Origin of the sequence: Halomonas sp. 3H (assembly GCF_024206005.1) — a bacterium.
Taxonomy (GTDB): domain Bacteria; phylum Pseudomonadota; class Gammaproteobacteria; order Pseudomonadales; family Halomonadaceae; genus Halomonas; species Halomonas campaniensis.
On record NZ_CP100360.1, the window covers coordinates 3,149,863 to 3,175,260 of the forward strand.

Sequence of the window (25,398 nt, forward strand, 5' to 3'; positions counted from 1 at the left end):
CCGGCTATCCCCAGCACCCCACGGAAAGGAGCTCCCCATGCCTCGCCTCCCCATGCCTCACCTCCCCCTGCTCGCCTCCCTCGCCGCCGGCAGCCTGCTGCTGGCCGGCTGCACCGGCATCCCCAAGGGCACCGAGCCGGTCACCGGCTTCGAGCTCGACCGCTACCTGGGCGAGTGGTACGAGATCGCCCGGCTCGACCACTCCTTCGAGCGCGGCCTGGACTGCGTCACCGCCGACTACTCCCTGCGCGACGATGGCGGGGTGCGGGTGATCAACCGCGGCGTGAACCTCGCCGACGGCGAGGCCGACGAGGCCGAGGGGCGCGCCTACTTCATCGGCGACGAGGCGGTGGGCCGGCTCAAGGTGAGCTTCTTCGGCCCCTTCTATGGCGGCTACAACGTGCTCGCCCTGGACGACGACTACCGGTGGTCGCTGGTGGCCGGGCCGGATCGCCGCTACCTGTGGATCCTGGCCCGCACACCGACCCTGGACGAGGCGACCTACCGCGACCTGGTCGAGCGCGCCCGTCGCATGGCCTTCCCGGTGGAGGAGCTGATCGAGGTGGAGCAGGGCGAGGCCTGCGCCCCCTGGCGGCGCTGAGGTCGCGACGCCCCTCCCCGCGTGGAGTTTCACGATGGCACCGGCTCTTTCACCAGGCCGACGCCCCCTCTTGCCGCCCGGCGGCAGGCTGGGGAATGGTGGGCGAACCACGGGGCGCGCCATGTGCCCTCTTTCCCCACCGACACCGGGCACCACAACAACATGACCATGGACATCACCCGATTCTTCTCCCGCCTCTGGGACGACTACATCGCCATGACGCCCCAGGCCAGCCGCATCCATGACGCCTTCGTGGCCGAGGGCGAGCACATCGTCAACGACCATGTCGCCTTCCGCACCTTCGACCGCGGCCCCCTCTCGCTGGCCCGGCTGGAGCCGCACCTGCTGGCGCTGGGCTACACGCCCCTGGAACCCTACGAGTTCCGCGAGAAGAAGCTGCGCGCCTGGGGCTACCTGCCGCCTGCCAGCGACCAGCCGCGGGTCTTCCTCTCCGAGCTGAAGTGCGACGAACTCTCCGACGAGGCCCAGGCCATCATCGACGGCCTGGTGGCCCAGGTCGACCCGGCCCGGGTGGCCCACCCGGAGGTGATGTGGGCCGGCCGGCTCTGGGAGGCGCCCAGCTTCGAGGCCTACCGCACCCTGATGGCGGAGAGCGAATACGCCGCCTGGCTCTCGATCATCGGCCTGCGGGCCAACCACTTCACCATCAGCGTCAACGGCCTGACGCGCTACCCCGGCGTCGAGCAGGTCCTGGACCGGGTGGAGGCCCTGGGGATCGGCATCAACGCCGCCGGCGGCCGGGTCAAGGGCTCCCCCGAGGTGCTGCTGGAGCAGGGCTCCACCCTGGCGGATCGCATGCCCTTCACCTTCGCCGGCGGACGCGTGGAGGAGATCCCCACCTGCTACTACGAGTTCGCCCGGCGCTACCTCGACGCCGAGGGCCGCCTCTACCAGGGCTTCGTGGCGGCCAGCGCCGACCGGATCTTCGAGTCCACCGACATCCGGCGGCAAGGGTGAGGTCCACCATGCTGGCCGACTGGATCGACCGCAGCCTGGCGGACCAGGCCCTCCCCGCCGAGGGCCGCCTGCCCTTCGGCCGCTGGCGCCTGCACGGGCCGGGCATCCTCGAGCTGGCCCCCGAGGCACCCCGGGCCCAGGCCCGGGCCTGCGTGCTGTCGGTGGGCGTGCACGGCAACGAGACCGCGCCGATCGAGCTGCTCGGCGAGGTGCTGGCCGGCCTCGACAGCGGCCGGGGCCGGCTCGGCGCCCCGCTGCTGCTGATCCTCGGCAACCTGCCGGCGATCCGCCGCGCCGAGCGCTTCCTGGAGACCAACCTCAACCGCCTGTTCCAGCGCGGCCAGGACCAGACCGGCGACGAGCCGGCCCGGGCCCGCGAGCTGATGGCCTCAGTGGACGCCTTCTTCGCCCGCCACGCCGGCTTCGCGCCCCTGCACTACGACCTGCACACGGCGATCCGCGAGAGCCGCTACCCGCGCTTCGCGGTGAGCCCCTTCGCGGACACTCCGGTCGCCCCCGAGCAGTGGCGCTGGCTGGCGGCTGCGGGGATCCAGGCGGTGCTCCACCAGCACCGTCACAGCTGGACCTTCTCCCACTACTCGCGGCACTACCACGGCGCCCAGGGCTTCACCCTGGAGCTCGGCCGTGTGGCCCCCTTCGGCGGCAACGACCTGGCCCCGCTGCGCCCCATGCGCGCCCTGCTGGAGGCCCTGGCGGAAGGTCGCGAGCCCCCCGGGAAGGTCCCCGAGGCCATGGCCTTCTTCCGGGTCGAGCACGAGCTGATGCGCCAGGCCGAGGCGTTCCGGCTGACCTTCCCCGACGATACCCCCAATTTCACCGAGTTCGCCCCGGGCACCCGCCTGGCCCGGGATGCCGAGGCCGGGGACTTCCACGTCGGCGAGGCGCCCCTGGCGGTGGTCTTCCCCAATGCCGGGGTGGAGATCGGCGCCCGCGCCGCCCTGCTGGCACGCCCCTGCCCGCCGCCGGAAAACGGCAATCCACGCTAGGCAAACGCCCCCAGGCAGACGATCAACCTGACCAATAACAACAAGTTGGAGGATGACACCCGATGACCCCCGAGACACCATCAGACAAAAGTCGTACATTTGCGGCCCTGCCCCGCTCTGCCAGCGGGTGCTCGTGCTGGTAGAATCGCCAGCCTTTCGCATCCGCCATGCCGATTTCGCCATCTCCGGATGGCCGTCCCGATCTGGAGCCGAGTTATGGCCGCAACGCCTCTACCGCTGGAAGTGCGCAACATCAAGAAGCGCTTCGGCGACACCGAAGTCCTCAAGGGCCTCTCCCTGAAGGCCCACAAGGGTGACGTCATCACCCTGATCGGAGCCTCCGGCTCCGGCAAGAGCACCTTCCTGCGCTGCATGAACCTGCTCGAGCAGCCCGACGAGGGCGACCTGATCGTCCACGGCGAGGAGATCCGCTTCAAGCAGACTCGCCACGGCCGGGAGCCCGCCGACTGGAAGCAGGTGGTCCGCATGCGTGCGCGCCTCTCCATGGTCTTCCAGGGCTTCAACCTGTGGTCGCACATGACCCTGCTGGAGAACATCATCGAGGCCCCGGTGCATGTGCTCGGCAAGCCGAAGAAGGAAGCCATCGAGCAGGCCCGCGCCCTGCTCGAGCGCGTCGGCCTCTCCGAGCGCGCCGATGCCTACCCGGCCCAGATGTCCGGCGGGCAGCAGCAGCGCGGCGCCATCGCCCGGGCGCTGGCCATGGACCCGGAGGTGATGCTGTTCGACGAGCCCACCTCGGCGCTGGACCCGGAACTGGTCGGCGACGTGCTCAAGGTGATGCGCGACCTGGCCGCCGAGGGCCGCACCATGGTGGTGGTGACCCACGAGATGGGCTTCGCCCGGGATGTCTCCAGTCAGGTGATCTACCTCCACCAGGGGCTGGTGGAGGAAGCCGGGCCGCCCGACCAGGTGCTGGGCAACCCGCAGTCGCCGCGCCTCAAGCAGTTCCTGGCGCCCAAATACTGAGGCGTCGGCACGCCACCCGCGTACCGACGTCCACGCACGGAAGGGAACGGAGATGCTCGATCTTCACGGCTACGGCCCGCGGCTGCTCGAGGGCGCCGGGGTCACCATCCAGCTGGCGGTGCTCTCGCTGGCCCTGGCCATCGTGCTGGGGCTGCTCACCGCCAGCGCCAAGATGTCCCGCAGCTGGCTGCTGCACCGGGTCGCCACCCTCTACACCACGCTGATCCGCGGGGTGCCGGACCTGGTGCTGATGATGCTGCTGTTCTTCGGCGGCCAGATGGCGCTCAACCTGGTCACGGACGCCCTCTACGACCGCTTCGGCGTCGACTGGTACGTCAACCTCAACGCCTTCGCCGCCGGGGTGCTGACCATCGGCTTCATCTTCGGCGCCTACATGGGCGAGACCTTCCGCGGCGCCTTCATGGCCGTGGATCACGGCCAGATCGAGGCCGGCAAGGCCTACGGCATGAGCCCCTGGCTGGTGTTCCGGCGCATCCGCTTCCCGCTGATGATGCGCCACGCCCTGCCCGGGCTCTCCAACAACTGGATGGTGCTGCTCAAGACCACCGCCCTGGTCTCGGTGATCGGCCTGTCGGATATGGTACGCATCGCCGCCGAGGCCTCCCGGGCCACCCACGAGCCCTTCACCTTCCTGATCCCGGTGGCGCTGATCTACCTGCTGATCGCCTCGGTGTCGGAGTGGATCTTCCTGCGGCTCCAGAAACGCTACAGCGTCGGCTTCGGAGGGCACTGACATGCAGGACATCACCCTCTGGTTCCAGGACCTGCTGGCCGGCAACCTGATCTTCACGCCCCAGACCCTGGGCTACTACTGGGAAGGCCTGGTGACCACCACCCAGCTGGTCTTCCTGTCGCTGGTGATCGGCCTGGTGATGGCCGTGCCGCTGGCCATCGGGCGCAGCTCGGGCCGCCGCTGGATCAGCCTGCCGATCTACGCCTACACCTACGTGTTCCGCGGCACGCCGCTGCTGATCCAGCTCTACATCATCTACTACGGCGTGGTGTTCTTCGACGGCATCCAGGAGACCTTCCTCTGGCCGATCCTGCGCGAGGCCTTCTACCCGGCGCTGATCGCCTTCACCCTCAACACCGCCGCCTACACCACCGAGATCTTCCGCGGCGCCATCAAGGCGACCGCGAAGGGCGAGATCGAGGCGGCACGCGCCTACGGCATGTCCCAGGGGCTCATGATGCGTCGCATCATCCTGCCCAGCGCCTTCCGCCGGGCGCTGCCGGCCTACGGCAACGAGGTGATCTTCATGCTGCATGCCAGCGCCATCGCCAGCGTGGTCACGCTGATGGACCTCACCGGGGCGGCACGCTTCGTCTACGCGCGCTTCTACGCCCCCTTCGAGGCCTTCCTCTTCGTGGCAGCGATCTACCTCTGCCTGACCTTCGCGATCCTCTACCTGTTCCGCTGGCTGGAGAGGCGCCTGCTGGCCCACCTGAAACCGGCCTGAGGGCGAGGCGTCAAACGAGCGTTGGCCAACGCATCGCCGCCCCCGTTCACCACCGGCGGCGACTGCGCTAGAGTCGACGATGATGTCCACAAGACACCCTGAACAGTGACCTGGAAACAACAAGGAAACGACCCATGAAGAAACTGCTGACCGTCTCGCTCCTGGGCCTGGCCATGGCCGCCGGCACCGCCCAGGCGCGCGACTACGACCACGTTCGCATCGGCGTCGACGTGCCCTACGAGCCCATGGAGTACCGCACCCCCGAGGGCGAGCTCACCGGCTTCGACATCGACCTGGGCAACGCCCTGTGCGCGGAGATCGGCGTCACCTGCGAATGGATCGAGCAGGAGTGGGACGGCATCATCCCCGGCCTGATGTCCCGCAACTACGATGCCATCATGTCGTCGATGACCATCAACGACGAGCGTCGCCAGACCGTGCTCTTCTCCGACCCCTACTTCACCCCGCCCTCCGCCTGGTTCGCCCCGGCCGAGAGCCAGCTGCCGGAGGCCACCCGGGAGACCCTCGAGGGGCTGACCATCGGCGTGCAGCGCGGCACCCTGCAGGACAACTACGTCACCGACATGTTCGGCGACGTGGCCAGCGTCAGCCGCTACTCCACCGCCGACGACATGGTCCTCGACATGCAGGCCGAGCGCCTGGACATCGTCTTCCTGGACTACCCGGTGGGCAAGGCGACCCTGCTCGACAGCGAGCGCCGCGACTACCAGGTGGTCGGCGAGATGATCACCGAGCCCAAGGAGTACTTCGGTGACGGCTTCGGCATCGCCTTCCGCCAGCGCGACGAGGCCCTGGCCGAGCGCTTCAACGAGGCCCTCGCCACGCTGAAGGCAGACGGCACCTACGACGAGATCCACGAGAGGTATTTCGGCGAGGAGTGAGTGACCGCGCCTCTCCCGGCCCCCGGGAGAGGCGTTGACACCCCGCCGACCATGAAGGAATGTAAAGGCTCACCATCGCATCGGGACAGCGTCCATGATCGATAGCACCCTCACCCATCGCCAGTCGCTCGAGGCCTACGGCTGTTACTTCGACAGCTTCGCCCTCAGCGAATGGTTCGACGAATAGCCTTCCCCGGCAGCCGCTCCGGCCGCCACGGCACGCCCGTGCCCCGTCTCCATGACGCCGCCTGACCGGCGGTGATCCTGCGCGACTCCGGTCGCACCCTCGCCACCCTGGCAAGCCCGTTCCCGCGCCACCCTGGCCGGAACACCCGCGTCACGACACCACCTTCCCGGGAGGAAGACTCATGCGTCACGTCAATCTGCTGCTGGCCGCCACCCTCGTGGCCGGCCTCTCCGCCGGCACCGCCCAGGCCAGCGACGATGCCGAGATTCGGCTGGGCATCGACCTGCCCTACGAGCCCTTCATGTACCGCCAGGCCGACGGCGAGCTCGCCGGCTTCGAGATCGAGCTCGGCGAAGCCGTCTGCGACTACCTCGACGCAACCTGCGTCTGGGTGGAGCAGGACTGGGACGGCATCATTCCCGGCCTGCTGGCCCGCAACTACGACGGCATCATGTCCTCCATGGCAATCACCGAGGAGCGCGCCCGCCAGGTGCTGTTCTCCGATCCCTACTACACCACCCCCAGCGCCTGGTTCAGCCTGCGCGATCGCGAGATCGACATCGAGGACCGCGACAGCCTCGAGGGCCTGGTGGTGGGCGTGCAGCGTGCCACCCTCCAGGACAACTACGTCTCCGAGCTCTACGGCGACCTGGTGGAGATCCGCCGCTACACCAGCGGCGACGACGTGCTCGCCGACCTGCGCGCCGAGCGCCTGGACCTGACCTTCCTGGACGCCCCGGTGGCCGAGTCGAGCATGGACCTGGACGCCGAGGACACGCGATTCCAGCGCGTCAGGGACTTCATCAAGGAGCCCGAGCACATCTTCGGCCAGGGCGTAGGCGTGGCCTTCCGCAAGCGCGACAGGGAGCTCGCCGAGCGCTTCAACGAGGCGCTGGCCGCCCTCAAGGAGGATGGCACCTACGACGCGATCATGGCGCGCTACTTCAACTACGACATCAAGCTCTGAGCGGCGCCCACCGCTCCCCCGGCACGTCGGCCCGGCGCCGGCGTGCCGCCACGCCCCCTTCACCACCAGGAGCCGCCATGCTCACCCTGCTGAAGAACGCCCGCCTCTTCGCCCCCGAGCCGCAGGGCCTCTGCCACCTGCTGATCGCCGACCGGCGCATCGCCGCCGTGGTGCCGGCCGGCGAGCCGCTGCCCGTCACCGGTCCCGCCGTCGAGGTGATCGACCTGGCCGGCCGCCGGGTGATCCCCGGCCTGGTCGACCCGCTGGTGCACTTCACCGGCGGCGGCGGCGAGGGCGGCTTCGGCACCCGCACCCCGGAACTGGCTCTGGAAGAGGCCGTCGCCTCCGGCGTCACCACCCTGGTCGGGGCCCTGGGCACCGATGCCCTGACCCGCACCCCGGCCGGCCTGCTGGGCAAGGCGAGGGAACTGGCCGCCGGCGGCCTGACCACTCTCGCCTACACCGGCTCCTACCAGCTGCCCCCGGTGACCCTTACCGGCTCGGTGGGCAACGACATGCTCTTCATTCCCGAATTCATCGGCGTGGGCGAGGTGGCGATCAGCGACCACCGCGGCTCGCAGCCCTCGACCCACGAGCTCGCCCGCCTGGCCGCCGAGGCACGCACCGCCGGCATGCTGGCCGGCAAGGCGGGCATCGTCTTCGTGCATACCGGCGATGCACCCTCGCACCTGGAGCCGCTGCGCGAGGTGGCTCGCACCACGGCCATCCCGCTGAGCCAGTTCCTGCCGACCCACGTGAACCGCACCCAGGCGCTGTTCGAGGACGGCGTGCGCTTCGCCCGCGAGGGCGGGCGCATCGACCTGACCACCAGCACCACCGCGGCGCTGCTGGCCGACGGCGAGATCGCCGCCGCCGAGGCGGTGGCTCGTGCCCTGCATGCCCGGGTCGATCCCTGGCGCGTAACGCTCTCCTCGGACGCCAACGCCTCGCTGCCCCGCTTCGATGCCGGGGGGCGCTTCGTCGGCCTCGAGCCCGGGCGCCTCTCGAGCCTGTTCGCGGTGCTCGGCCAGTGCGTCAACGACCACGGCATCCCCCTGGAGCGGGCCATCGGCATGGCCAGCACCCATGCCGCCGATGCCCTGGGGCTGCCGCACAAGGGCCGCCTCGCGGCCGGCCACGACGCCGACCTGCTGGTGCTGGCCGACGAGGGCTGGGCCATCGATGAGGTCTGGGCGCTGGGCCGCCGCCTCCACCGGCGCGACTGAGCCTCATCGCCCGCGGCGCCGCTTCATCCCGGCCGGCCGGGCGGCGTAAGATGGGGCCTCCCCCGCCGCCGAGGTCAGACATGAGCGAACCGACGCCCTGCACCCGCTGCTGCGGCAGCGCCAGCGAGCCCTCCGCCACCGGTCCCCGGGTGCCACCGCCGGGCACCCGCGCCTTGCGCCTGCGCATCGCGGCCATGGACTGCCCCACCGAGGAGGCCCTGCTGCGCCGCGCCCTGGCGGGCACCCCCGGGGTCGAGGCGCTGCAGTTCGACCTCATGGGACGCGTGCTGACGGTGCACCACCGCGATGCCGACGAGGAGCAGGTTCGCCGGCGCATCGCCGCCACCGGCATGACTCCGGAGCCGCTGGACACGGCCCGGCGCAGCGAGGCGCCCAGCAGGGGCGAGAACTGGTGGAAGCTTGGCGGCGCTGCGGTAATCGCCCTGGTCGCGGAGGGCAGCGACTGGTTCGGCCTGGGCACCCCCTGGCTGCCCGCCCTGCTGGCCCTCGCGGCCATCGCCATGGTCGGCCTGCCCACCTGGCGCAAGGGCTTCATCGCGCTGCGCCACCGCACCCTCAACATCAACGCCCTGATGAGCGTGGCGGTGACCGGGGCCCTGCTGATCGGCCAGTGGGCCGAGGCCGCCATGGTAATCGTGCTGTTCACCCTGGCCGAGCGCATCGAGGCGCGCTCCCTGGGCCGGGCACGGAATGCCATCCGCGAACTGCTCGCCCTGGCCCCGGAGACCGCCGGTGTGCTCCAGGCGGATGGCCGCGTCGTGGCGCAGGCGGCCGGCGAGGTGGCCCCGGGCAGCCTGCTGCGGGTGCGTCCCGGCGAGCGGCTGGCGCTGGATGCCGAGGTGGTCGACGGCCACCCGACCCTCGACGAGTCGCCGATCACCGGCGAGAGCCTTCCGGTGGACAAGGCGCCCGGCGACAGCGTGTTCGCCGGCAGCGTCAACCAGGGCCGCGAGTTCACCTGCCGCGCCACCCGCCCGGCCTCCGACACCACCCTGGCGCGCATCATCCACGCCGTGGAGGCGGCCCAGGGGCAGCGTGCCCCGACCCAGCGCTTCATCGACCGCTTCGCGGCCATCTACACCCCGGTGGTGTTCGCCATCGCCCTGCTGGTGGGCCTCGCCTGGCCCTGGCTGTTCGGGGTCGGCTGGCTCGAGGGCATCTACCGCGCCCTGGTGCTGCTGGTGATCGCCTGCCCCTGCGCGCTGGTGATCTCCACCCCGGTGACCATCGTCAGCGGGCTCTCCGCCGCGGCCCGCGCCGGCATCCTGATCAAGGGCGGCACCTTCCTCGAGCAGGGCCACCGCCTGCGCACCCTGGCCTTCGACAAGACCGGCACCCTCACCCGGGGCGAGCCGGCCCAACACCACTGGCAGCCCCTCGACGAGACCCTGGACGCTGCCGGACGCCATGCGCTGCGCGCCCTGGCCGCCGGGCTGGCAACACGCTCCGGCCACCCGGTCTCCGCGGCGCTGGCTCGCGCGGCCGAGGCCGAGGGCATCGCCCCGCTGAAGGTCACCGAGGTGGACGAGCGTCCCGGGCGCGGCGTCACCGCCACCCGTGAGGGGCACCGGGCCTGGCTGGGCAACCTGCGCCTGGCCGAGGAATTCGGCGCCGCCAGCCCGGCCCTGCGGGACCGGCTGGAGGCGGCCCGGGAACAGGGAGCGACCCTGGTGATCCTCGGCGAGGAGGCGCGCGCCCTGGCCCTGTTCGCCGTGGCCGACCCGCTCCGGGAGGAGAGCCGCGAGGCCATCGAAGCGCTGCACCGGCGCGGCATCCGCACCCTGGTACTGAGCGGCGATCACCCCCGAAGCGTCTCCGCCGTGGCCCGCCAGGCCGGCATCGACGAGGCCCATGGCGCCCTGCTGCCGGAGGAGAAACTGGCGATCATCGAGGCCCGCGTCGCCGAGGGCCCCACCGGCATGGTCGGCGACGGCATCAACGACGCCCCGGCCCTGGCCCGCGCCGACATCGGCTTCGCCATGGGCGCCCTGGGCAGCGACGCCGCCATCGAGACCGCCGACGTGGCACTGATGGACGACGACCCGCGACGCCTGGTGACCTTCCTGGACCTCTCCCGCGCCACGCGCTCGGTGCTGGTACAGAACATCGTGCTGGCCCTGGGCATCAAGGCGGTGTTCATGGTCCTGGCCTTCACCGGCCATGCCACCCTGTGGATGGCGGTCTTCGCCGACATGGGCGCCAGCCTGATGGTGGTCGCCAACGGCCTGCGGCTGCTGCGCGCGGCGCCAGCAGCGGCGCCTCGCCCGAAGGTGTGATGATTCCTGGCCGCTTCCGGGGCCTCGGGACTGCCTGCCGGCAGGGAACCCGAGGACCCGGGGCGGGTCCATGGCTACTGTCATCACCACAGGGAGTCCACGATGACCCTTCAGGCCGCCATGCCGGCTGCCCGCCACCCCTCCTCCGCCTGGACCGGCTGGGGACAGTGGCTGGCGCTGGCCACCATGACCCTCGACCACCTCACCCGCTACGTGCTGCCCGACGCCTGGGACCTCGGCTGGGCCGGCTCATCGCTGGGGCGAATCGCCTTCCCGCTGTTCGCCGCCATGGTCGCCTGGCACGGGCTGTTCAACACCCGCAACCCGCTGCGCTACGCCCGGCGCATCCTGGTGATCGGCCTGGTCGCCCAGCTGCCCTACATGCTGATGCCCCGCGCCTCGGATGCCTTCATCCTCAACGTCTGCTTCACCCTCGCGGCAGGGCTCGCCTGGGGGGCCTGGCTCCGCGACCAGGCCGACCGCTATCGCCGGGGGGAGCGGCAGGGCCACTGGCTGGCCCTGGGGGCCGCGGCGTCCCTGGCGATCTGGGCCCTGCTCGGTGACTGGGTCGAGTATGGCCATGAGGGCCTGCTGCTGGTCCCGCTGTTCATGGTCGCCATGCACCACCTGAACCGGGCCGGCGACACGCTCGGCGAACGGCTGCTGGCGACGGCCGCCGCCGTGCCTCTGCTGCTGGTGGCCGGCCAGATGAACGCCTCGGACATGGCCAAGTCATTCACCGTGGCAACCTGCCTCGCCGTGCTGCTGCTGGCCGCCGGGGCCGATCGCCTCACCCCGCGGGTGCCGACCGCCATGCCGCGCCGGCTGTGGCTGACCTGGTACCCCGGCCACTTCGCGCTGATGGCCCTCTGGCTCTGGTGGGCCGGGGGGCTCGGCGGGATTGGCTAAATCGGCCTCAGGGCCAGCTGTAGACCCCGCGGTTGAGGGCGTCGCGGAAGGCCGAGTGGACCTTGTTGCCGCGCAGGGTGGCGCCGCTGTAGCCGTCGATGTCCTCGGCCAGCCGCTCGGGCTCGTAGAGGGCAAAGATGGCGGTCAGCGGCTCGCCCTCGAGGCCCTCGGCGAGTTGCTGGTGCTGGACCCACACCGGGTAGAGATCGTCCTCCTCGTCCAGCGCGCGGTAGTCGACGCCGCGATAGGCCAGGTGGCGGTAGCTGACGTTGGAGAGCCGGCCATCGCGCAGGTCGAACTGGACGTTGACCTGCATCTCGCCCCCGTCGCCGAACACGCCGCGGTAGCGACCTTCCAGCGGAAGGCCCAGCAGCGCCCGATGCAGGCGCTCATCCTCGGCGGGCGACAGACGCGCCGACGCGCCAGCGGCCTCTCCATTACCCGCCTCGTCGCTCCGGGCGGCGGCCTCGGGCGAGCCCGCCTCGTCCACCAGGCGTCCGACCAGATACTCCTCGAGCATTCCCTCGGCCCGCGGGCTGTGCGGCACCCCGGGGCGCTTGTTGTGCCAGGTCTCGCTGGCTTCCTTGCCGCACCACTCCAGGATCACCGCCTCGGGCGTCGGGTGATGGGGCAGGTAGTCGGTGATGTCGTAGACCCGTCCGTCGATGGCCTTCCAGCAGCTCTCGGCGCCGTCATGCGCGGCCAGCTCCTCCAGGGTGACGGGGTCCAGATCGTCGTCGGCGGCGTCGTGGTCGCTGCTCGAGAGCGCCTGGATCGAGACCAGGGTCGCCAGGCTCGCCACGAAGGCGATGAACACGGAGTAGGCGATCTTGTTCATGCTCATAGGAAGTCGAAGACCTCGCTGTGGATACGTGAGGCGGGCACCCCCTGTTCGGCCAGCAGCCGCTGCAGGTGGGCGTTCATGGCCGGCGGGCCGCAGAGGTGGATCTCCCGCGCGGTGAAGTCCGGGCAGTGCTCGCGCAGGAAGGCCTCGGTCAGCGGCCCAAGATCCCGGTAGAAGTGGGCGGTGAAGGTGAAGCCGGCATGCCGCTCGGCGATCGCCTCCAGCTCCTCCCGGTAGTAGGCCCGCGTCTCGTCGTTGGCGAGATAGAACAGGTGAACGTGCCCTCCGGGCCCCGCCCCCGTCGCCAGGTCACGGGCGCCGCCGACGAAGGGGGTGATGCCGATGCCGCCGCCCAGCCACAGCATGTCGCGCTCGGGGAAGCGGCGCCCGAAGAAGTCGCCATAGGGTCCCTCGACCAGCACCCGGGTCTCCGGCGTCACCGCCTGCAGGGCATGGCTGGCGTCGCCCAGGTCCTTGATACCGATGCGCAGGCGCGAGTCCGAGGGCGCCGAGGCGATGGTGTAGGGATGCTCCTCGCCGCGCCCGGCGGCCAGCGACTCGTCCAGCGGCGAAAGGTAGACGAACTGCCCCGCCTCGTGGCGGATGCCGCCCCCCTCGGGGCGCAGCACGAGCTCCACCACACCCCGGGCCAGGGGCTCCACCGCCTCGATGCGATAGGCGTGCCGCTGCCGTGGCGCCACCCCCTTGCGCCAGGCAATGGCGCCGAGCCCGGCGATGCCGAGCAGCCACCAGGGCCAGGCCTCGCCGGCCAGCAGCAGGGCGTGCCACAGGCCCAGCAGCAGCGCCGCCGCCGAGACCAGGTGCAGGCGTTTCCAGCGCTGGTAGTGGGGCTGGCCGAAGAAGTCGAAGGTGGGCGCCAGGAACACCACCAGCGCCACCCAGGCCAGCCAGCCGAGCCAGATCGACCCCACGGAGAGCGGAGGGAAGAGGGTCGCCACCGCGGCGTCCAGGGAGGCCGGCACCGCCGCGAGCCCCAGCGCCAGGGCGTGGACCATCACCAGGATGAAGGCGGCAAAGCCCAGCCAGTGGTGGAGCCGCCAGAGCCGTGCCAGCCCGCCGAAGGGGCGATCGAAACCCGGCACCCGGCAGCTCACCGCCCCGGCCAGCAGCATCATGGCGAGCCCCAGGATACCGGTCACCTTTCCCACCCAGGTCAGCCACAGCTCGGGCGGGCCGGCGCCCCCCCCCAGCCGCGGCAGCGCCACCGCGAGCGGCAGCAGCAGCAGGATGACCAGGGCGGTATCGCCCGGCCTCGGCCATCGTCGCATCGCCCCTCCCCCTGCCGAGAACTGCCTATCAGTGTCGCCGATCGACGCCAGCCTTCAAGGACTGCGACGCGTTGTCACACTACCTTTGACCTGCATCAGGGAATATCGAAGGAACGGGTCCATACTCAACCGGACAACAACATTAATTTACCTGAAGCAGGAGTACGCACATGGCGAGTCACGACAAGGGCGCGGGGCCCTGGCTGGTCCTCGGGCTGCCGATCGCCTTCGGACTGGCCTGGATCACCCAGGGCACCGGGGTGGTCGAGAACGATCCCGAACGCAACATCTCGATTCCCGAGGAGTTGACCATGCCGCTGCAGGTGCAGGCCGCCTACAGCGATGACGAGGTCTTCTTCCGCTATCGCTGGCCGGCCGAGCGCCCCGGCATCCACCACGACGTGCTGGTCAACGAGGGGGGCGAGTGGGTACGCAAGGGCCGCGCCGTGCCGGGCTCCGAGCCCGACGGCCTCCACGAGGACCGCGTCACGATGCTGATGGATGACGGCAGCGTGCCCCAGTTCGGCCGCTACGGCGGCTACCTCACCGTGGGCGCCGGCGCCGCCGGCTTCACCGACGAGGCCCCCGAGGAGGTCACCAAGTCGCTGCCGGCGACCCGCATGGACCTGGGCGACTGGGCCAGCCGCCAGGACGCTGCAGTCATCGACGCCCAGCGCGAGGCGGGCTACTTCCTCGACCTTTGGCACTGGCGTGCCCACCGCTCCAACCCGCTGGAGGTCTCGGATGACCAGTGGGTCGGTCAGGCGCGCAGCGGCGACGAGGGGCGCAGCCCCTACTCCACCAACTGGGACGGCGATGCCGGCGAGCCGCTGTGGATGTTCTCACCGGAGCTCACCGACCGGGTTGCCATGCGCTGGGACGAGATTGCGTCCGGCACCCTGGACTTCGACGGCGACTACTACCTGGCCGAGGCCTTCGCGGTGCCCTTCGACCCGGAGCATGACTGGCAGGAGGGCGACGCCATCCCCTACCGCCTGCTGCGCGAGCCGGCCGGCTCCCGGGGCGACATCCGGGTGCAGGGCGAGGGGCGCTGGGTCGACGGCTACTGGGACGTGACCCTGGCCCGGGCGCTGGACACCGGCAGTCCCCTGGACGACAAGATCCTGCGCGACCAGGGACTCTACTCGGTGGCCTTCGCGGTACACCGCGACGCCACCGGTGGCCGCTGGCACAAGGTCTCCCACCCCTACTCACTGGGCCTGGGGCGCGACGATGCCGACCTCACCGCCACCCGGGTCCAGGGCGGCTCGCCGGACTGGTCCGACGACTGGATGGAGGTGACGCTCTTCTATCCCGGACAGGTCAACTGGCCGCTGCTGATCAGCCGCGCCCATGCCGGCGCCGAGAATATCGCCGAGGGCACGCCGGTGCGGGCCCGCCACAGCGAGCGCCAGCTCGCCCTCTACGGGGTGGAGATGGAGTTCAACGACGCCATCACCACGCGCTGGCTGATGACGCTGATCGCGGGCCTGATCGCCATGCTCGGCGTCACCCTCGCCCTGCTGCCCGCCTTCCGCCCGACTCACCAAGGAGACCGCTCATGACTGGCCTTCACCATATGCTCGTCCACTTCCCGCTGGGGTTCTGGGCACTCGCCACCCTGATGATCCTGGTCGGCGCCCTGCTGCCCGGTCGGCTGGCCGAGCTCAGCCGCGCCGCCCTGCTGCCGGTGCTGGTGCTCGGTCTACTGGGGGCCCTGGCGGCCATCATCGCCGGCTTCCTGGTCTGGCCGCTGGAGGCCAATCTCTCGAGCCCCCTGGCGCGCAACCATATCCTGATGGCGTTCTGGTCGCTGGGCATCTTCACCATGCTCACCGTGCTGGTGTGGAAGGCCGGCGAGGCCGCCTTCGACGGCGCCCGCCGCTGGGCACTGGTGATCCTTGCCCTGCTCGGCGGGCTGTTCTTCGCCACCACCGGCACCCTGGGCGGCCACCTGGTGGGGGCACCCACCCACTTCTCGACGCTGCTGGGCCTGACCGGCTGGGAGGTCTACACCACCTTCTACAGCCCGCTGTGGGTCGCTGCCGTGATGGCGATCATCGGCATCGCGGCGGGGGTGCTCGGCCTGAAGGGCCAGCGGAGCAGCGGCTGACGTCCCCTCCATCCACGACCCGCAACGCAAGCGGCCCCGCCAGATTGGCGGGGCCGCTTGCGTTGCGGGAAGGTGCGTCGGTCAGGCGGGCTGCTCGAAGCTGAAGCGAGGCTCGGGGGCCTCGGGCAGCAGCGCGGCGCAGGCGCGTACCCGCTCCATCAGCGCCTCGTGGGTCGGCGCCACCAGGTTGATGTGCGCCAGCTTGCGCCCGGGGCGCTCGCTCTTGTCGTAGCGGTGCAGGTGGGCATCCGGCAGGGCGAGGATCGCCGCCGGGTCGCCCTCGCGGCCGATCACGTTGACCATGCAGGTGGGCATCCGCGCCGCGGTGTCGCCCAGCGGCAGCCCCTGGATGGCCCGCAGGTGGTTCTCGAACTGGCTGGTCACCGCCCCGTCCAGGGTCCAGTGGCCGGAGTTGTGCACCCGGGGCGCCATCTCGTTGGCCAGCAGGCTGCCGTCGGCGCACTGGAAGAGCTCCAGGGTCAGCACCCCCACATAGTCGAGCTCGTCGAGCAGCGCGCGGATATAGCCATCGGCGATCTGCTGCACGCTGTCGTCCAGGTCCGGCATGGGGGCCACGGAGTAGCGCAGGATCCCATCCACGTGCTGGTTCTCGGCCATGGGGTAGAAGACCACCTCGCCGTCGCGGCCGCGCACGGCGATGATCGACACCTCGCGCACGAAGTCCACGAAGGACTCCACGATCAGCTTCGGGTGGTTGATCGAGCGCCACGCCGCCGCGGCCTCGGCGGGGTCGCGGATCACCGCCTGGCCCTTGCCGTCATACCCCTCGGTGACCGATTTGGCCACCACCGGGCAGCCGAGCTCCCGGGCCGCGGCCTCGAGCTCGTCGGCGTGCTCCACCAGGCGATAGGCCGGGGTGGGAATGCCCAGGCGGTCGAACAGCGCCTTCTCCTCGGCGCGGTTCTGGCAGACGCGAATCGCTTCACTGGAGGGGTAGACCGGCTTCACCTCCTCGATGGCCTGGACCAGCGAGACCGGCAGGTGCTCGAACTCGTAGGTGACGAGGTCGACCCTGGAGAGGAAGTCGTCGAGCAGGTGGTGCTGGTCCGTGTGGATCATCACCTCGCCGATGCCGGCGCTGGGATGCCCGGTGGTATCCAGGAAGGTAAAGCGGTTGGCCAGCGGGTAACCGGCCAGGGCCAGCATGCGGCCGAGCTGGCCGGCACCCAGGACGCCGATATTCATGGCTGTTTCCATAACCTACTCCTCACTCGTCGGGCCGGGGGTCAGGGTGGTCGAGCACCGTCTGCGTCTGCTCGGCACGGAACGCCTCCACCGCGGCGCGCACCTCCTCGTCCTGCAGGCCGACGATCTGGGCGGCCAGCAGGCCCGCGTTGGTCGCGCCGGCCTTGCCGATGGCCAGGGTGCCCACGGCGATGCCGCCGGGCATCTGCACGATGGAGAGCAGCGAATCCAGGCCCTTGAGCGCCTTGGACTCCACCGGCACGCCGAGCACCGGCAGCGCGGTCTGGGAGGCCACCATGCCCGGCAGGTGGGCCGCCCCGCCAGCGCCGGCGACGATCACCTGAAGCCCCCGCTCGGCGGCGGACTTGGCGTAGTCGAACAGCAGGTCCGGGGTGCGGTGGGCGGAAACGACGCGGGCCTCGCAGGGCACGCCCAGGCGCTCGAGCATCGCCACGGCGTGTTCCATCACCGGCCAGTCGGACTTCGACCCCATGATCACGCCGACCTTCGGCGACTGTTCGGACTGCATGGACTGCTCCTCGGCAACTGCCTGTGTGCGGAAAGGGTGCGGAAAGGAAAGCCGCACATTCTAGCCGTGCGGCCCTCCCCCGTCATCTTGACCATCCGGGCAGGCCGGAGAGCCTGCCGTCGTCACCGCCTCACGCGCTACCGCACGGCTGCCGCCTCGCGCCGGCTGGCCAGCCAGTTGCCGCCGATGGCCACCGCCATCACCGCCGCGCCGATGATCTCGATCCGCAGATCGGGCCAGAACACCGCCACGATGGCGCCGGCGATGGCGATGCGCGGCAGCCACGACATCCGCGTGAACAGATAGCCCTCCAGCGCCGCGGCGAAGGCCCCCAGCGCCAGGATGGCGATCACCCCGTTCCAGATCAGCACCGGCCAGGGCCCGCCCATGATGATCTCCGGGTTGAAGACCATGAACATCGGGATCAGGTAGAGCCCCTTGGCGAACTTCCAGGCCTGGAAACCGGTCTCCATGGGCTTGCTGCCGGCGATGGCCGCCCCGGCGAAGCCGGCCAGGGCAATCGGCGGCGTGACGTTGGAGTCCTGGGAGTACCAGAACACCACCAGGTGGGCGATCAGCAGCGGGATGCCGAACTCGGCGGTCAGCGCCGGCCCCACCAGCACGATCAGCACGATGTAGCTCGCGGTGACCGGCAGGCCCATGCCCAGCACCAGGCTGGCCAGCAGCACCATCACCAGCGCCAGCACGATGTTGCCGCCGGAGAAGGCCATCATCATGGCCGAGAACTTCAGCCCCAGGCCGGTCAGGCCCACCACCCCGACGATGATGCCGGCCACGGCACAGGCCATGGAGACCGCCACGGCATTGCGAGCGCCGAGCTCCAGCCCCTGCACCAACTTCGTCCAGCCGGCCCACAGCGCCGTGCCGATGCCGGCCAGGGTCACCGTCTGGCCCTGCCGCGGGGCGATGAACAGGAACCACACCGCGTAGCGCAGCACCGCCACCGCGATCATGGTGACGATGGCGTAGTAGCCCACCCGCATCGGCGACATGTTCATCACCAGCAGCCACACCAGTACCGCCAGCGGCAGCAGGAAGTGCCAGCCGGCCGCCATCACGTCGCGCACCTGGGGCAGCTCGCTCCTGGCCATGCCCTGCATGCCCTGCTTGAGGGCGATGATGTGCACGAACAGGTAGACGGTGGAGAAGTACATGATCGCCGGCAGGATGCTCACCTTGACCACCTCGAGGTAGGGCACCCGGGTGTACTCGGCGATCAGGAAGGCCCCGGCGCCCATCAGCGGCGGCATGATCTGCCCACCGGTGGAGGCCGCCGCCTCAATGCCCCCGGCCTGCTTGGGCTTGTAGCCCAGCCGCTTCATCAGCGGGATGGTGAAGGCGCCGGTGGTCACCACGTTGGCGATGGCGCTGCCGGAGATCGACCCCATGCCCGCCGAGGCGATGACCGCCGCCTTGGCCGGGCCGCCCCGCTGGCGCCCGGTGGCGGCATAGGCCAGATCGATGAAGAACTTGCCGGCGCCGGTGATCTCCAGGAAGGCGCCGAACAGCACGAAGACGAAGATATAGGTGGCCGCCACCCCCAGCGGCAGGCCGAAGATGCCCTCCTGCCCCAGGTAGAGCTGGCCCACCACGCGGTCGATGTTGTAGCCGCGGTGCTCGAGGATGCCGGGCAGCCACTGCCCCAGCCAGGGCAACTCGCCACGGGGACCGGCGAAGGCGTAGGCGATGGCGATGGCCCCGATGATGGTCATCCCCAGGCCCACCGCGCGGCGGCTCGCCTCCAGCACGGTCACCGTGGCGATGCAGCCGACCACGATGTCGGTCTGACTCCAGAAGCCGGCCCGGCCGATGATCTCGTCGAGGTAGAGCACCAGGTAGCCCCCGGTGAGCAGGGCCCCGGCGAAGAAGACCAGGTCGATGGCCCAACCCAGCAGGCCGCGCTTCCGGTGGGGGCCGAAGACCGGGAACATCAGGAAGGCGAGCAGCATGATCAGCATCAGGTGGATGCTGCGCTGGTAGAACAGCCCCAGCGGCTGGATGCCGGCGGAGTAGAGCTGGAACAGGGAGAGCCCCACCGCCACCAGGGTGATCAGCCAGAGAACGGGCCGTGGCTGGATGGCATTGCCACCGGGCACGGTGACCTCGGGCGCGGTGACGGTGGACTTGGCAGAATCGCTCATGGGCGTCTCGTCAGGGTGTGGTCGCCGAGGTCTGCAGGTGGATCGTCACCCGCTCGCCGGCGGCCTGGTCGCTCAGGCTCAGCCGACGCCCCTCGTGCAGCAGTCGATGGTTGACCTCCGGGGATCCGACCCGGAGGCGATAGCGGTTGCCGGGCACCGGCTCGTCGAGCTCCTCGATCCAGTACCCGCCCTCCCCGTCCGAGACCTGGCGGCCGCGGCCGGGGATATGGTCGAGGCCGGCGGCGAAATCCGGCAGGTGGCTGCGTTCCAGCACCATGCGCCCGTCGCGGTGACGATAGCAGTCGAGCACCGGGAAGCCGGCCACGGAGTGGTTCCACTCCAGGCACCAGGCCTCCCCCTCGGGCATCGGCAGCGCGGCGATCAGGCGGCCATCGTCGGCATGCACCTCCAGCCAGCCCTCGGCCGCGGCCAGTCCCGACACGGGCAGCAGGCACAGCAGCAAAGCCGCCGGCCCGAGGGCACGGCGGCTTGCGGTCAGGATCGCGGTACGCATCGCGGCGCCCGGCTCGATCGGGTTACGGGCGCTGGTGGTCCTGGACCTCGGCACCGATCTCCTCGTAGTAGCGCAGTGCGCCGTCGTGGAAGGGGACCGGGGTGGAATCGATGCTGAACTCCACGGTGGTGTCGTTGGCCGCCGGGTGCACCGCGATCAGCTCGTCGGTGTACTCGAAGAGGATGCGGGTGATCTCGTAGGCCAGGTCGTCATCCATCTCGCTGCTCACCGCCAGCACGTTGGGGATGCCGATGGTCTGGACCGCCTCGTCCATGCCCTCGTAGAGGTCGGCGCGCAGGCGGTACGGCGCGAATACCGGCTCCGCCTCGCGGGCGTTGGCGACCTCCTCGTCGGAGAGGCCGATCAGACGGATGTCGCGGGTGGTGGCCAGGTTGAGGATGGAGCTGGTGGGCGGCCCCACGCTCCAGAAGCCGGCGTCGATATCGCCGTCGCGGATGGCGTCGGCGGTCTCGTTGAAGTTCAGGCGCTGGGGCGTGAAGTCGTCGTAGCTGATGCCGTTGGCCTCCAGCAGGGCCCGGGCGTTGAGCTCTGTGCCGCTGCCCGGCGCCCCCACGGAGACGCGCTTGCCGCGCAGGTCCTCGAGGGACTCCACGCCGGAATCGGCCAGAGTGACCAGCTGCACGGCGTTGGGATAGACGGAGGCCAGGGCACGGATGTTGTCGAGCTGGCGGCCCTCGAAATCACCGGTGCCGTTGTGCGCCTGGTAGACGGTGTCGGCCAGCGCCAGCGCCAGGTCGGAATCGCCGCGCCACACCAGGCCCATGTTCTCCACCGAGGCGCCGGTGACCTCGGCCACCGCGCTGGCGCCCTCGATATGGTTGTTGATCAGCTCGGCAAGGCCGCCGCCGAGGGGATAGTAGGTGCCGCCGGTACCGCCGGTGGCAATGGAGAGCTGCTGAGCGGCAGCCAACGGGGCCGTCGCGATCAGCGAGGCGGCGACGGCGTACTTCATGGCTTTCATGGCAATCCTCCGGGCTGGAACCCGATTGTTGTCTGCTTGTGAGCGGCGCGTGCGGGTCAACGCCTGCAGGGAAACCTAGCATGGCCCCAGCGTGAGAGGCCAACGCTTATATTTCTACGTTCCTGGTTTCTTTCGGCAATTCCACCAGGGTCGTCCCGGCCGCTCAGCCCTCCACCAGGGATTTCACCTGTTCGACGATATGGGCGCCGATGGGCAGGGCCGAGGTGGCGGCCGGCGACGGCGCATTGCCCACGTTGACGGTGCGCCGCGTGTTGACGAACAGGAAGTCATCCACCAGCCGGCCGTCCCGGGAGACCGCCTGGGCGCGCACCCCCGCCGGCCAGGGCTCCAGGTCCTCGAGGGTCAGGCTCGGGCAGTACTTGCGCACCAGCTCGAGATAGCCGCGCCTGTGCAGCGAGTTCTTCATCTCCGCCAGGCCCGGGCGCAGGTTCCTGCCCAGCACCCGGAGGATGCCCGGGTCGGTGACCATCTGGGCCAGGTCGGTGAGCGAGACGTCTCGCCGGCGGTAGCCCTCGCGCTTGAAGGCCAGCACCGCGTTGGGCCCCACGGTGACGCCGCCGTCGATCATCCGGGTCAGGTGCACGCCGAGGAACGGCATGGAGGGGTCGGGAATCGGGTAGATCAAGTGGTTGACGATGCGGTTGTGCGTCTCCGGCAGCCGGTAGTACTCGCCGCGGAAGGGGCAGATGGTGAAGCCCGGGTCCCGGCCCAGCAGGCGGATCACCCGGTCGGCCATGAGCCCCGAGCAGGTCACCAGATAGCGGCCGGTGAACTCGTCCTGGCGGCTCTTTACCACCACTTCTTGGCGCCGCTCCTCGAGGCCGGCGACCTCGACACCGTAGCGGACCTCGCCGCCCATCCGCTCGAACTCGGCGGCCATGGCGCGGGTCACCTCGGCATAGTCGACGATGCCGCTGGAGGGCACGAAGATCCCCCCCACCCCGGTGATGTTGGGCTCGCGCTCGGCCAGCGCCTCGGGCCCCAGCCACTCCCGCTCCAGGCCGTTGGCCTCGGTGCGCTCCCACAGCGCCTTCATGCGCTGCATCTCCAGGTCGTTGGTGGCGACCAGCAGCTTGCCGCAGGTGTCATAGGGAATGTCGTGGGCCTGACAGAACGCCACGGTGGCCCGGTTGCCGGCCAGGCAGAAGCGCGCCTTGAGGCTGCCCGGGGTGTAGTAGACCCCGGCATGGATCACGCCGCTGTTGTGGCCGGTCTGGTGCTGCGCCGGCCCCCTCTCCTTCTCCAGCAGCAGCATCCGGCGATCCGGATAGGCCCGCTGCAGCTGCATGGCGGTGGACATCCCCAGGATGCCGCCGCCGACGATGATGAAATCGTGCATGCCGTCCTCGCTCCTTCGGTCAGAGGGCCACGCCGGGCGCAGGGCGTGGCCTCGTCGGGGTCACTCGCTGCTCGCGGCGACGCCCTCAGGCCTGGCGCGGGTCGCGCAGGGTCTTGGCATGGGTGAAGTAGCCGCGCTGGCGCATCAGCTCGCGGCGCAGCTCCGGGTGCGGCGTGAAGCGGTCGCGGCCGTGCAGCCAGAAGTGGTTGTTGATCAGCAGGAAGCTGCCCACCGGATTGGGCAGCGAGACGATGGCCGGGCTGGTCTCCAGCGACTCGGAGAGGTCGGTCAGCCAGTTGCCCTCCTCGAAGTCCCTGGGCTGCACGAACTGGTCGATGTAGGCCATCACCGGCCGCCCCTCGCGGTCCACGTCGAACACCGGATGGAAGACGTCCCTGGCGACGTTCTTGCTGGGCGGCGCGGTCCAGCGCATGGGCCGGTGGGCCAGCGGGTGGGCGAAGAAGCGCTCCAGGTCCTCCCAGTCGTCCAGGTGCAGCAGCAGGGAGTTGCCGCCTTCCATGTGCTGCTCGTCGATCTTCATCATCAGCACGTAGTCGGTGTCCTGCTCGACGAAGGTGCCGTCGTTGTGCAGTTCCATGACCCGGTGCGGCTGACGCAGGTAGCTGTCCGAGCTGTCGACGTTCTTCACCACGAAGCGCGCATAGTACTGCCCGCTCATGGCATCGAAGTTGGAGCGCCCCATCAGGTGGGCCACGGCGGTGGCGAACTTGACCATCTCATCGGCCTGCGCCACGGAGCCGAGCCCCTCGGGGGTCACCTGCAGGCCACCGGTGGCGCGGTCCACCAGGGTGTTCACCAGCACCGGCTGGAGGGTGTTGTCGCACAGGTCATCGAGGATCTTCGCCACGCGGAAGCGCAGCATCGACTTGTACTCCAGCGCCTGCACCGGCCACTCGGCGACGGCCGCCAGGAAGGCCTCGACCACCTCCCGGCCCACGGTCAGCTGCAGCAGCCGCGGCGACTGGGCCGAGGGAGCCAGGGTGAAGCCGCGGATGTCGGCAGGCAGGGGCATGGCAACGGCGGGAAGCTGGGTCAGTGCGGTCATGTCAGGGTCTCCGGCATTGATTGTAGATACAATCTAAAAATATCTACATTAATGATCTTTGTCAAAAATAATCCCCGGCTGTCGGGTATCCTTGACGACGCAGCCCCGGCACGGGGCCGGGGCTGCGGTTCGAGGGCTGGAGCCCGAGGGAGGGGCTGGGGTCAACGTCCCGGGTAGGGATCCGCGCCGGCCAGCTCGCGGTTCATCATGGTGTCGCTGTAGGCGGTGCCGTAGCGCGCCCGCGACCAGGCGTAGAGCGCCAGGCCGATCAGCATCCAGCCGGCGAACATGACCCACTCCACCGAAGAGAGCGCCGCCGGGCTGCCCGGCAGGTACATGCCGATCAGGCAGAGCGAGAGGATCACCGAGAGCGCCCCCACCAGCTTGCCGTGGCGAACCCGGAAGGGGCGTTCCATCTCCGGCTCGCGTCTACGCAGCACCACGAAGGAGATCGCCACGAAGAGGTAGGCGGTCACGATGCCGAGCCCGCCGGCCACCACCAGCCAGACCAGGGCCGGGCGACCGAAGAGGGGCGCGATGCAGGAGAGCAGGCCCATCACCAGGATGGCGTTGGTGGGCGTACGATGCTTCGGGTGCAGCCTGCCCAGCCAGGCCGGCAGCATGCCGGAGTGGGCCAGGGCATAGATGGCCCGCGAGCCGCCCACGTAGAAGGCATTCCAGCTGGTGACGATGCCGGCGATCCCGGCCAGGATCATCAGGGTGCCCGCCCAGGGGGCCTGGAAGGCCGCCTGCATGGCGTCCGGCACGGCCAGCGAGCTGGCGGCCAGGGCCTCCGGGTCCAGCATCAGCGAGGTGCCCAGGATGATGAAGGAGTACCAGAACACCGCCAGGATCACCGAGATCATCAGCACCCGGCCGATCTCGCGGAACGGCAGATTGATCTCCTCGGCCGCCTGGGGAATCACGTCGAAGCCTACGAACATGAAGGGCACCATGATGATCACCATCATCACCCCGCCGATGACGCCCTCGCGGACGTTGAACAGCGGCTCCATGGTGGCCCGCTCGCCCTCGAACAGCGCCCCGGTGATGAACATGATGCCGACCACCAGGATGAGCAGCGTCACCACCTTCTGCAGCAGCGCCGCGGTGCGGATGCCCACGTAGTTCACCCACATCATGGCCACCGAGCCGGCCACGCCGACCGCCACCCAGGTCGCCTTGACCTCCCAGCCGGCGATGGTCCAGAGGTGGCCCACCGCGTAGTTCGGGAAGAGGTGCTCCACCACGGTGGGCAGCGCCACGGCCTCGAAGGCCACCACGCTCACGTAGCCCAGGGTGATGGCCCAGGTGCAGAGGAAGGAGGCGAAGTGGCCCATGGCCCGGTAGCTGTAGACATGCTCGCCCCCCACCTGGGGCATCGCCGAGGCCAGCTCGGCATAGGTCAGGCCGACCAGCACGATGACCAGGCCGCCCAGCAGGAAGGCCGTGATGGCGCCGAGGCTGCCGGCCGACTGGATCCAGCTGCCGGTCAGCACGATCCAGCCCCAGCCGATCATCGCGCCGAAGGCCAGGGCCAGCACATCCTTGCGGGCCAGCACGCGCGTCAGCTGGCCTTGCGTCGAATCGTCGTTGCTCATGTCATCCTCTCGTTGTAGCCGTCTTGTCGGAATGAATATTTTTCGCGGAAACGTCGACAAAAATAGTTAACGCGGTGCTAACGAGCAAGCCGATGTTCAAGATATCCGTACTAGACATTCGTCCGAGGAACGCGATCGAGGCGGATCCCCGCGCCCTGGAGAACAGAGATAAGACAATAAAATCATTGCT

23 protein-coding genes are annotated in these 25,398 nt (G+C 69.8%); 13 read left to right on the forward strand and 10 right to left on the reverse strand.

Annotation, left to right across the window (positions count from 1 at the left end):
- Positions 1 to 52: 52 nt before the first annotated feature.
- The 11 genes from NFC98_RS14525 (at position 53) to NFC98_RS14575 (ending at position 11,542) form a co-directional block, all read left to right on the forward strand.
- Positions 53 to 601 carry a lipocalin family protein gene (locus NFC98_RS14525; RefSeq protein ID WP_254277853.1) on the forward strand — a complete coding sequence of 183 codons (549 nt, stop codon included), beginning with the start codon at positions 53 to 55 and terminating at the stop codon, positions 599 to 601.
- Positions 602 to 769: 168 nt separating this feature from the next.
- Positions 770 to 1,579: a DUF1338 domain-containing protein gene (locus NFC98_RS14530; RefSeq protein WP_254275636.1), complete on the forward strand. Its 810-nt coding sequence runs from the start codon at positions 770 to 772 to the stop codon at positions 1,577 to 1,579.
- Between the two features lie 8 nt (positions 1,580 to 1,587).
- A complete protein-coding gene (locus tag NFC98_RS14535) occupies positions 1,588 to 2,586 on the forward strand; it encodes a succinylglutamate desuccinylase (protein WP_254275637.1) in 999 nt (332 codons plus the stop codon).
- A gap of 216 nt (positions 2,587 to 2,802) precedes the next feature.
- Positions 2,803 to 3,573 carry an ABC transporter ATP-binding protein gene (locus tag NFC98_RS14540; RefSeq protein ID WP_183332201.1) on the forward strand — a complete coding sequence of 257 codons (771 nt, stop codon included), beginning with the start codon at positions 2,803 to 2,805 and terminating at the stop codon, positions 3,571 to 3,573.
- A gap of 52 nt (positions 3,574 to 3,625) precedes the next feature.
- Complete coding sequence (locus NFC98_RS14545; protein ID WP_254275638.1) at positions 3,626 to 4,327, forward strand: ABC transporter permease; 702 nt, start codon at positions 3,626 to 3,628, stop codon at positions 4,325 to 4,327.
- Position 4,328: 1 nt separating this feature from the next.
- Positions 4,329 to 5,054, forward strand: a complete 726-nt coding sequence (locus tag NFC98_RS14550) for an ABC transporter permease (protein WP_254275639.1) — start codon at positions 4,329 to 4,331, stop codon at positions 5,052 to 5,054.
- Between the two features lie 134 nt (positions 5,055 to 5,188).
- Entirely contained in the window at positions 5,189 to 5,956 is a 768-nt protein-coding gene (locus NFC98_RS14555) for a transporter substrate-binding domain-containing protein (protein ID WP_254275640.1), read from the forward strand.
- 368 nt (positions 5,957 to 6,324) lie between these two features.
- The gene (locus NFC98_RS14560) at positions 6,325 to 7,110 is read left to right on the forward strand and encodes a transporter substrate-binding domain-containing protein (RefSeq protein ID WP_254275641.1); all 786 of its coding nucleotides are present in this window, start codon (positions 6,325 to 6,327) and stop codon (positions 7,108 to 7,110) included.
- Between the two features lie 77 nt (positions 7,111 to 7,187).
- Complete coding sequence (iadA, locus tag NFC98_RS14565; protein ID WP_254275642.1) at positions 7,188 to 8,336, forward strand: beta-aspartyl-peptidase; 1,149 nt, start codon at positions 7,188 to 7,190, stop codon at positions 8,334 to 8,336.
- Between the two features lie 80 nt (positions 8,337 to 8,416).
- Complete coding sequence (locus NFC98_RS14570) at positions 8,417 to 10,633, forward strand: cation-translocating P-type ATPase (protein WP_254275643.1); 2,217 nt, start codon at positions 8,417 to 8,419, stop codon at positions 10,631 to 10,633.
- A gap of 102 nt (positions 10,634 to 10,735) precedes the next feature.
- Complete coding sequence (locus NFC98_RS14575; RefSeq protein ID WP_254275644.1) at positions 10,736 to 11,542, forward strand: TraX family protein; 807 nt, start codon at positions 10,736 to 10,738, stop codon at positions 11,540 to 11,542.
- A gap of 7 nt (positions 11,543 to 11,549) precedes the next feature.
- On the opposite strand, the gene NFC98_RS14580 is transcribed toward NFC98_RS14575, so the two are convergent.
- Together NFC98_RS14580 and NFC98_RS14585 are read right to left on the reverse strand one after the other, a co-directional pair.
- A complete protein-coding gene (locus tag NFC98_RS14580) occupies positions 11,550 to 12,386 on the reverse strand; it encodes a cytochrome b5-like heme/steroid binding domain-containing protein (protein ID WP_254275645.1) in 837 nt (278 codons plus the stop codon).
- Positions 12,383 to 13,675, reverse strand: a complete 1,293-nt coding sequence (locus NFC98_RS14585; protein ID WP_254275646.1) for a ferric reductase-like transmembrane domain-containing protein — start codon at positions 13,673 to 13,675, stop codon at positions 12,383 to 12,385. Before NFC98_RS14585 ends, NFC98_RS14580 begins: the two co-directional genes overlap by 4 nt.
- Positions 13,676 to 13,845: 170 nt before the next feature.
- On the opposite strand from NFC98_RS14585, the gene NFC98_RS14590 reads away from it, so the two are divergent.
- Both NFC98_RS14590 and NFC98_RS14595 read left to right on the forward strand, forming a co-directional pair.
- On the forward strand, positions 13,846 to 15,240 hold the full coding sequence (locus tag NFC98_RS14590) for an ethylbenzene dehydrogenase-related protein (RefSeq protein ID WP_254275647.1): 1,395 nt from the start codon (positions 13,846 to 13,848) through the stop codon (positions 15,238 to 15,240).
- Positions 15,237 to 15,788, forward strand: coding sequence for a DUF2231 domain-containing protein (locus NFC98_RS14595; protein ID WP_254275648.1), 552 nt, complete (start codon positions 15,237 to 15,239; stop codon positions 15,786 to 15,788). The genes NFC98_RS14590 and NFC98_RS14595 overlap by 4 nt, the downstream gene beginning before the upstream one ends.
- A gap of 81 nt (positions 15,789 to 15,869) precedes the next feature.
- Here NFC98_RS14595 and NFC98_RS14600 read toward each other — a convergent pair whose 3' ends face one another.
- The 8 genes from NFC98_RS14600 to NFC98_RS14635 all read right to left on the reverse strand — a co-directional run bounded on the left by NFC98_RS14600 (position 15,870) and on the right by NFC98_RS14635 (position 25,208).
- On the reverse strand, positions 15,870 to 16,994 hold the full coding sequence (locus NFC98_RS14600; RefSeq protein WP_254275649.1) for a 5-(carboxyamino)imidazole ribonucleotide synthase: 1,125 nt from the start codon (positions 16,992 to 16,994) through the stop codon (positions 15,870 to 15,872).
- Positions 16,995 to 17,016: 22 nt separating this feature from the next.
- Positions 17,017 to 17,523 (reverse strand): 5-(carboxyamino)imidazole ribonucleotide mutase, encoded by a 507-nt coding sequence (purE, locus tag NFC98_RS14605; RefSeq protein ID WP_254275650.1) that lies wholly within the window; start codon positions 17,521 to 17,523, stop codon positions 17,017 to 17,019.
- 137 nt (positions 17,524 to 17,660) lie between these two features.
- Positions 17,661 to 19,685, reverse strand: a complete 2,025-nt coding sequence (locus tag NFC98_RS14610; RefSeq protein WP_254275651.1) for a TRAP transporter permease — start codon at positions 19,683 to 19,685, stop codon at positions 17,661 to 17,663.
- 10 nt (positions 19,686 to 19,695) lie between these two features.
- Positions 19,696 to 20,253: a DUF1850 domain-containing protein gene (locus tag NFC98_RS14615; protein WP_254275652.1), complete on the reverse strand. Its 558-nt coding sequence runs from the start codon at positions 20,251 to 20,253 to the stop codon at positions 19,696 to 19,698.
- Positions 20,222 to 21,181, reverse strand: a complete 960-nt coding sequence (locus NFC98_RS14620) for a TAXI family TRAP transporter solute-binding subunit (RefSeq protein ID WP_254275653.1) — start codon at positions 21,179 to 21,181, stop codon at positions 20,222 to 20,224. The genes NFC98_RS14615 and NFC98_RS14620 overlap by 32 nt, the downstream gene beginning before the upstream one ends.
- A gap of 163 nt (positions 21,182 to 21,344) precedes the next feature.
- Positions 21,345 to 22,541 (reverse strand): L-2-hydroxyglutarate oxidase, encoded by a 1,197-nt coding sequence (gene lhgO, locus NFC98_RS14625; RefSeq protein ID WP_254275654.1) that lies wholly within the window; start codon positions 22,539 to 22,541, stop codon positions 21,345 to 21,347.
- Positions 22,542 to 22,626: 85 nt separating this feature from the next.
- Entirely contained in the window at positions 22,627 to 23,607 is a 981-nt protein-coding gene (gene glaH / locus NFC98_RS14630; protein WP_254275655.1) for a glutarate dioxygenase GlaH, read from the reverse strand.
- Positions 23,608 to 23,768: 161 nt separating this feature from the next.
- On the reverse strand, positions 23,769 to 25,208 hold the full coding sequence (locus NFC98_RS14635; RefSeq protein ID WP_254275656.1) for an APC family permease: 1,440 nt from the start codon (positions 25,206 to 25,208) through the stop codon (positions 23,769 to 23,771).
- Between the last annotated feature and the right edge of the window lie 190 nt (positions 25,209 to 25,398).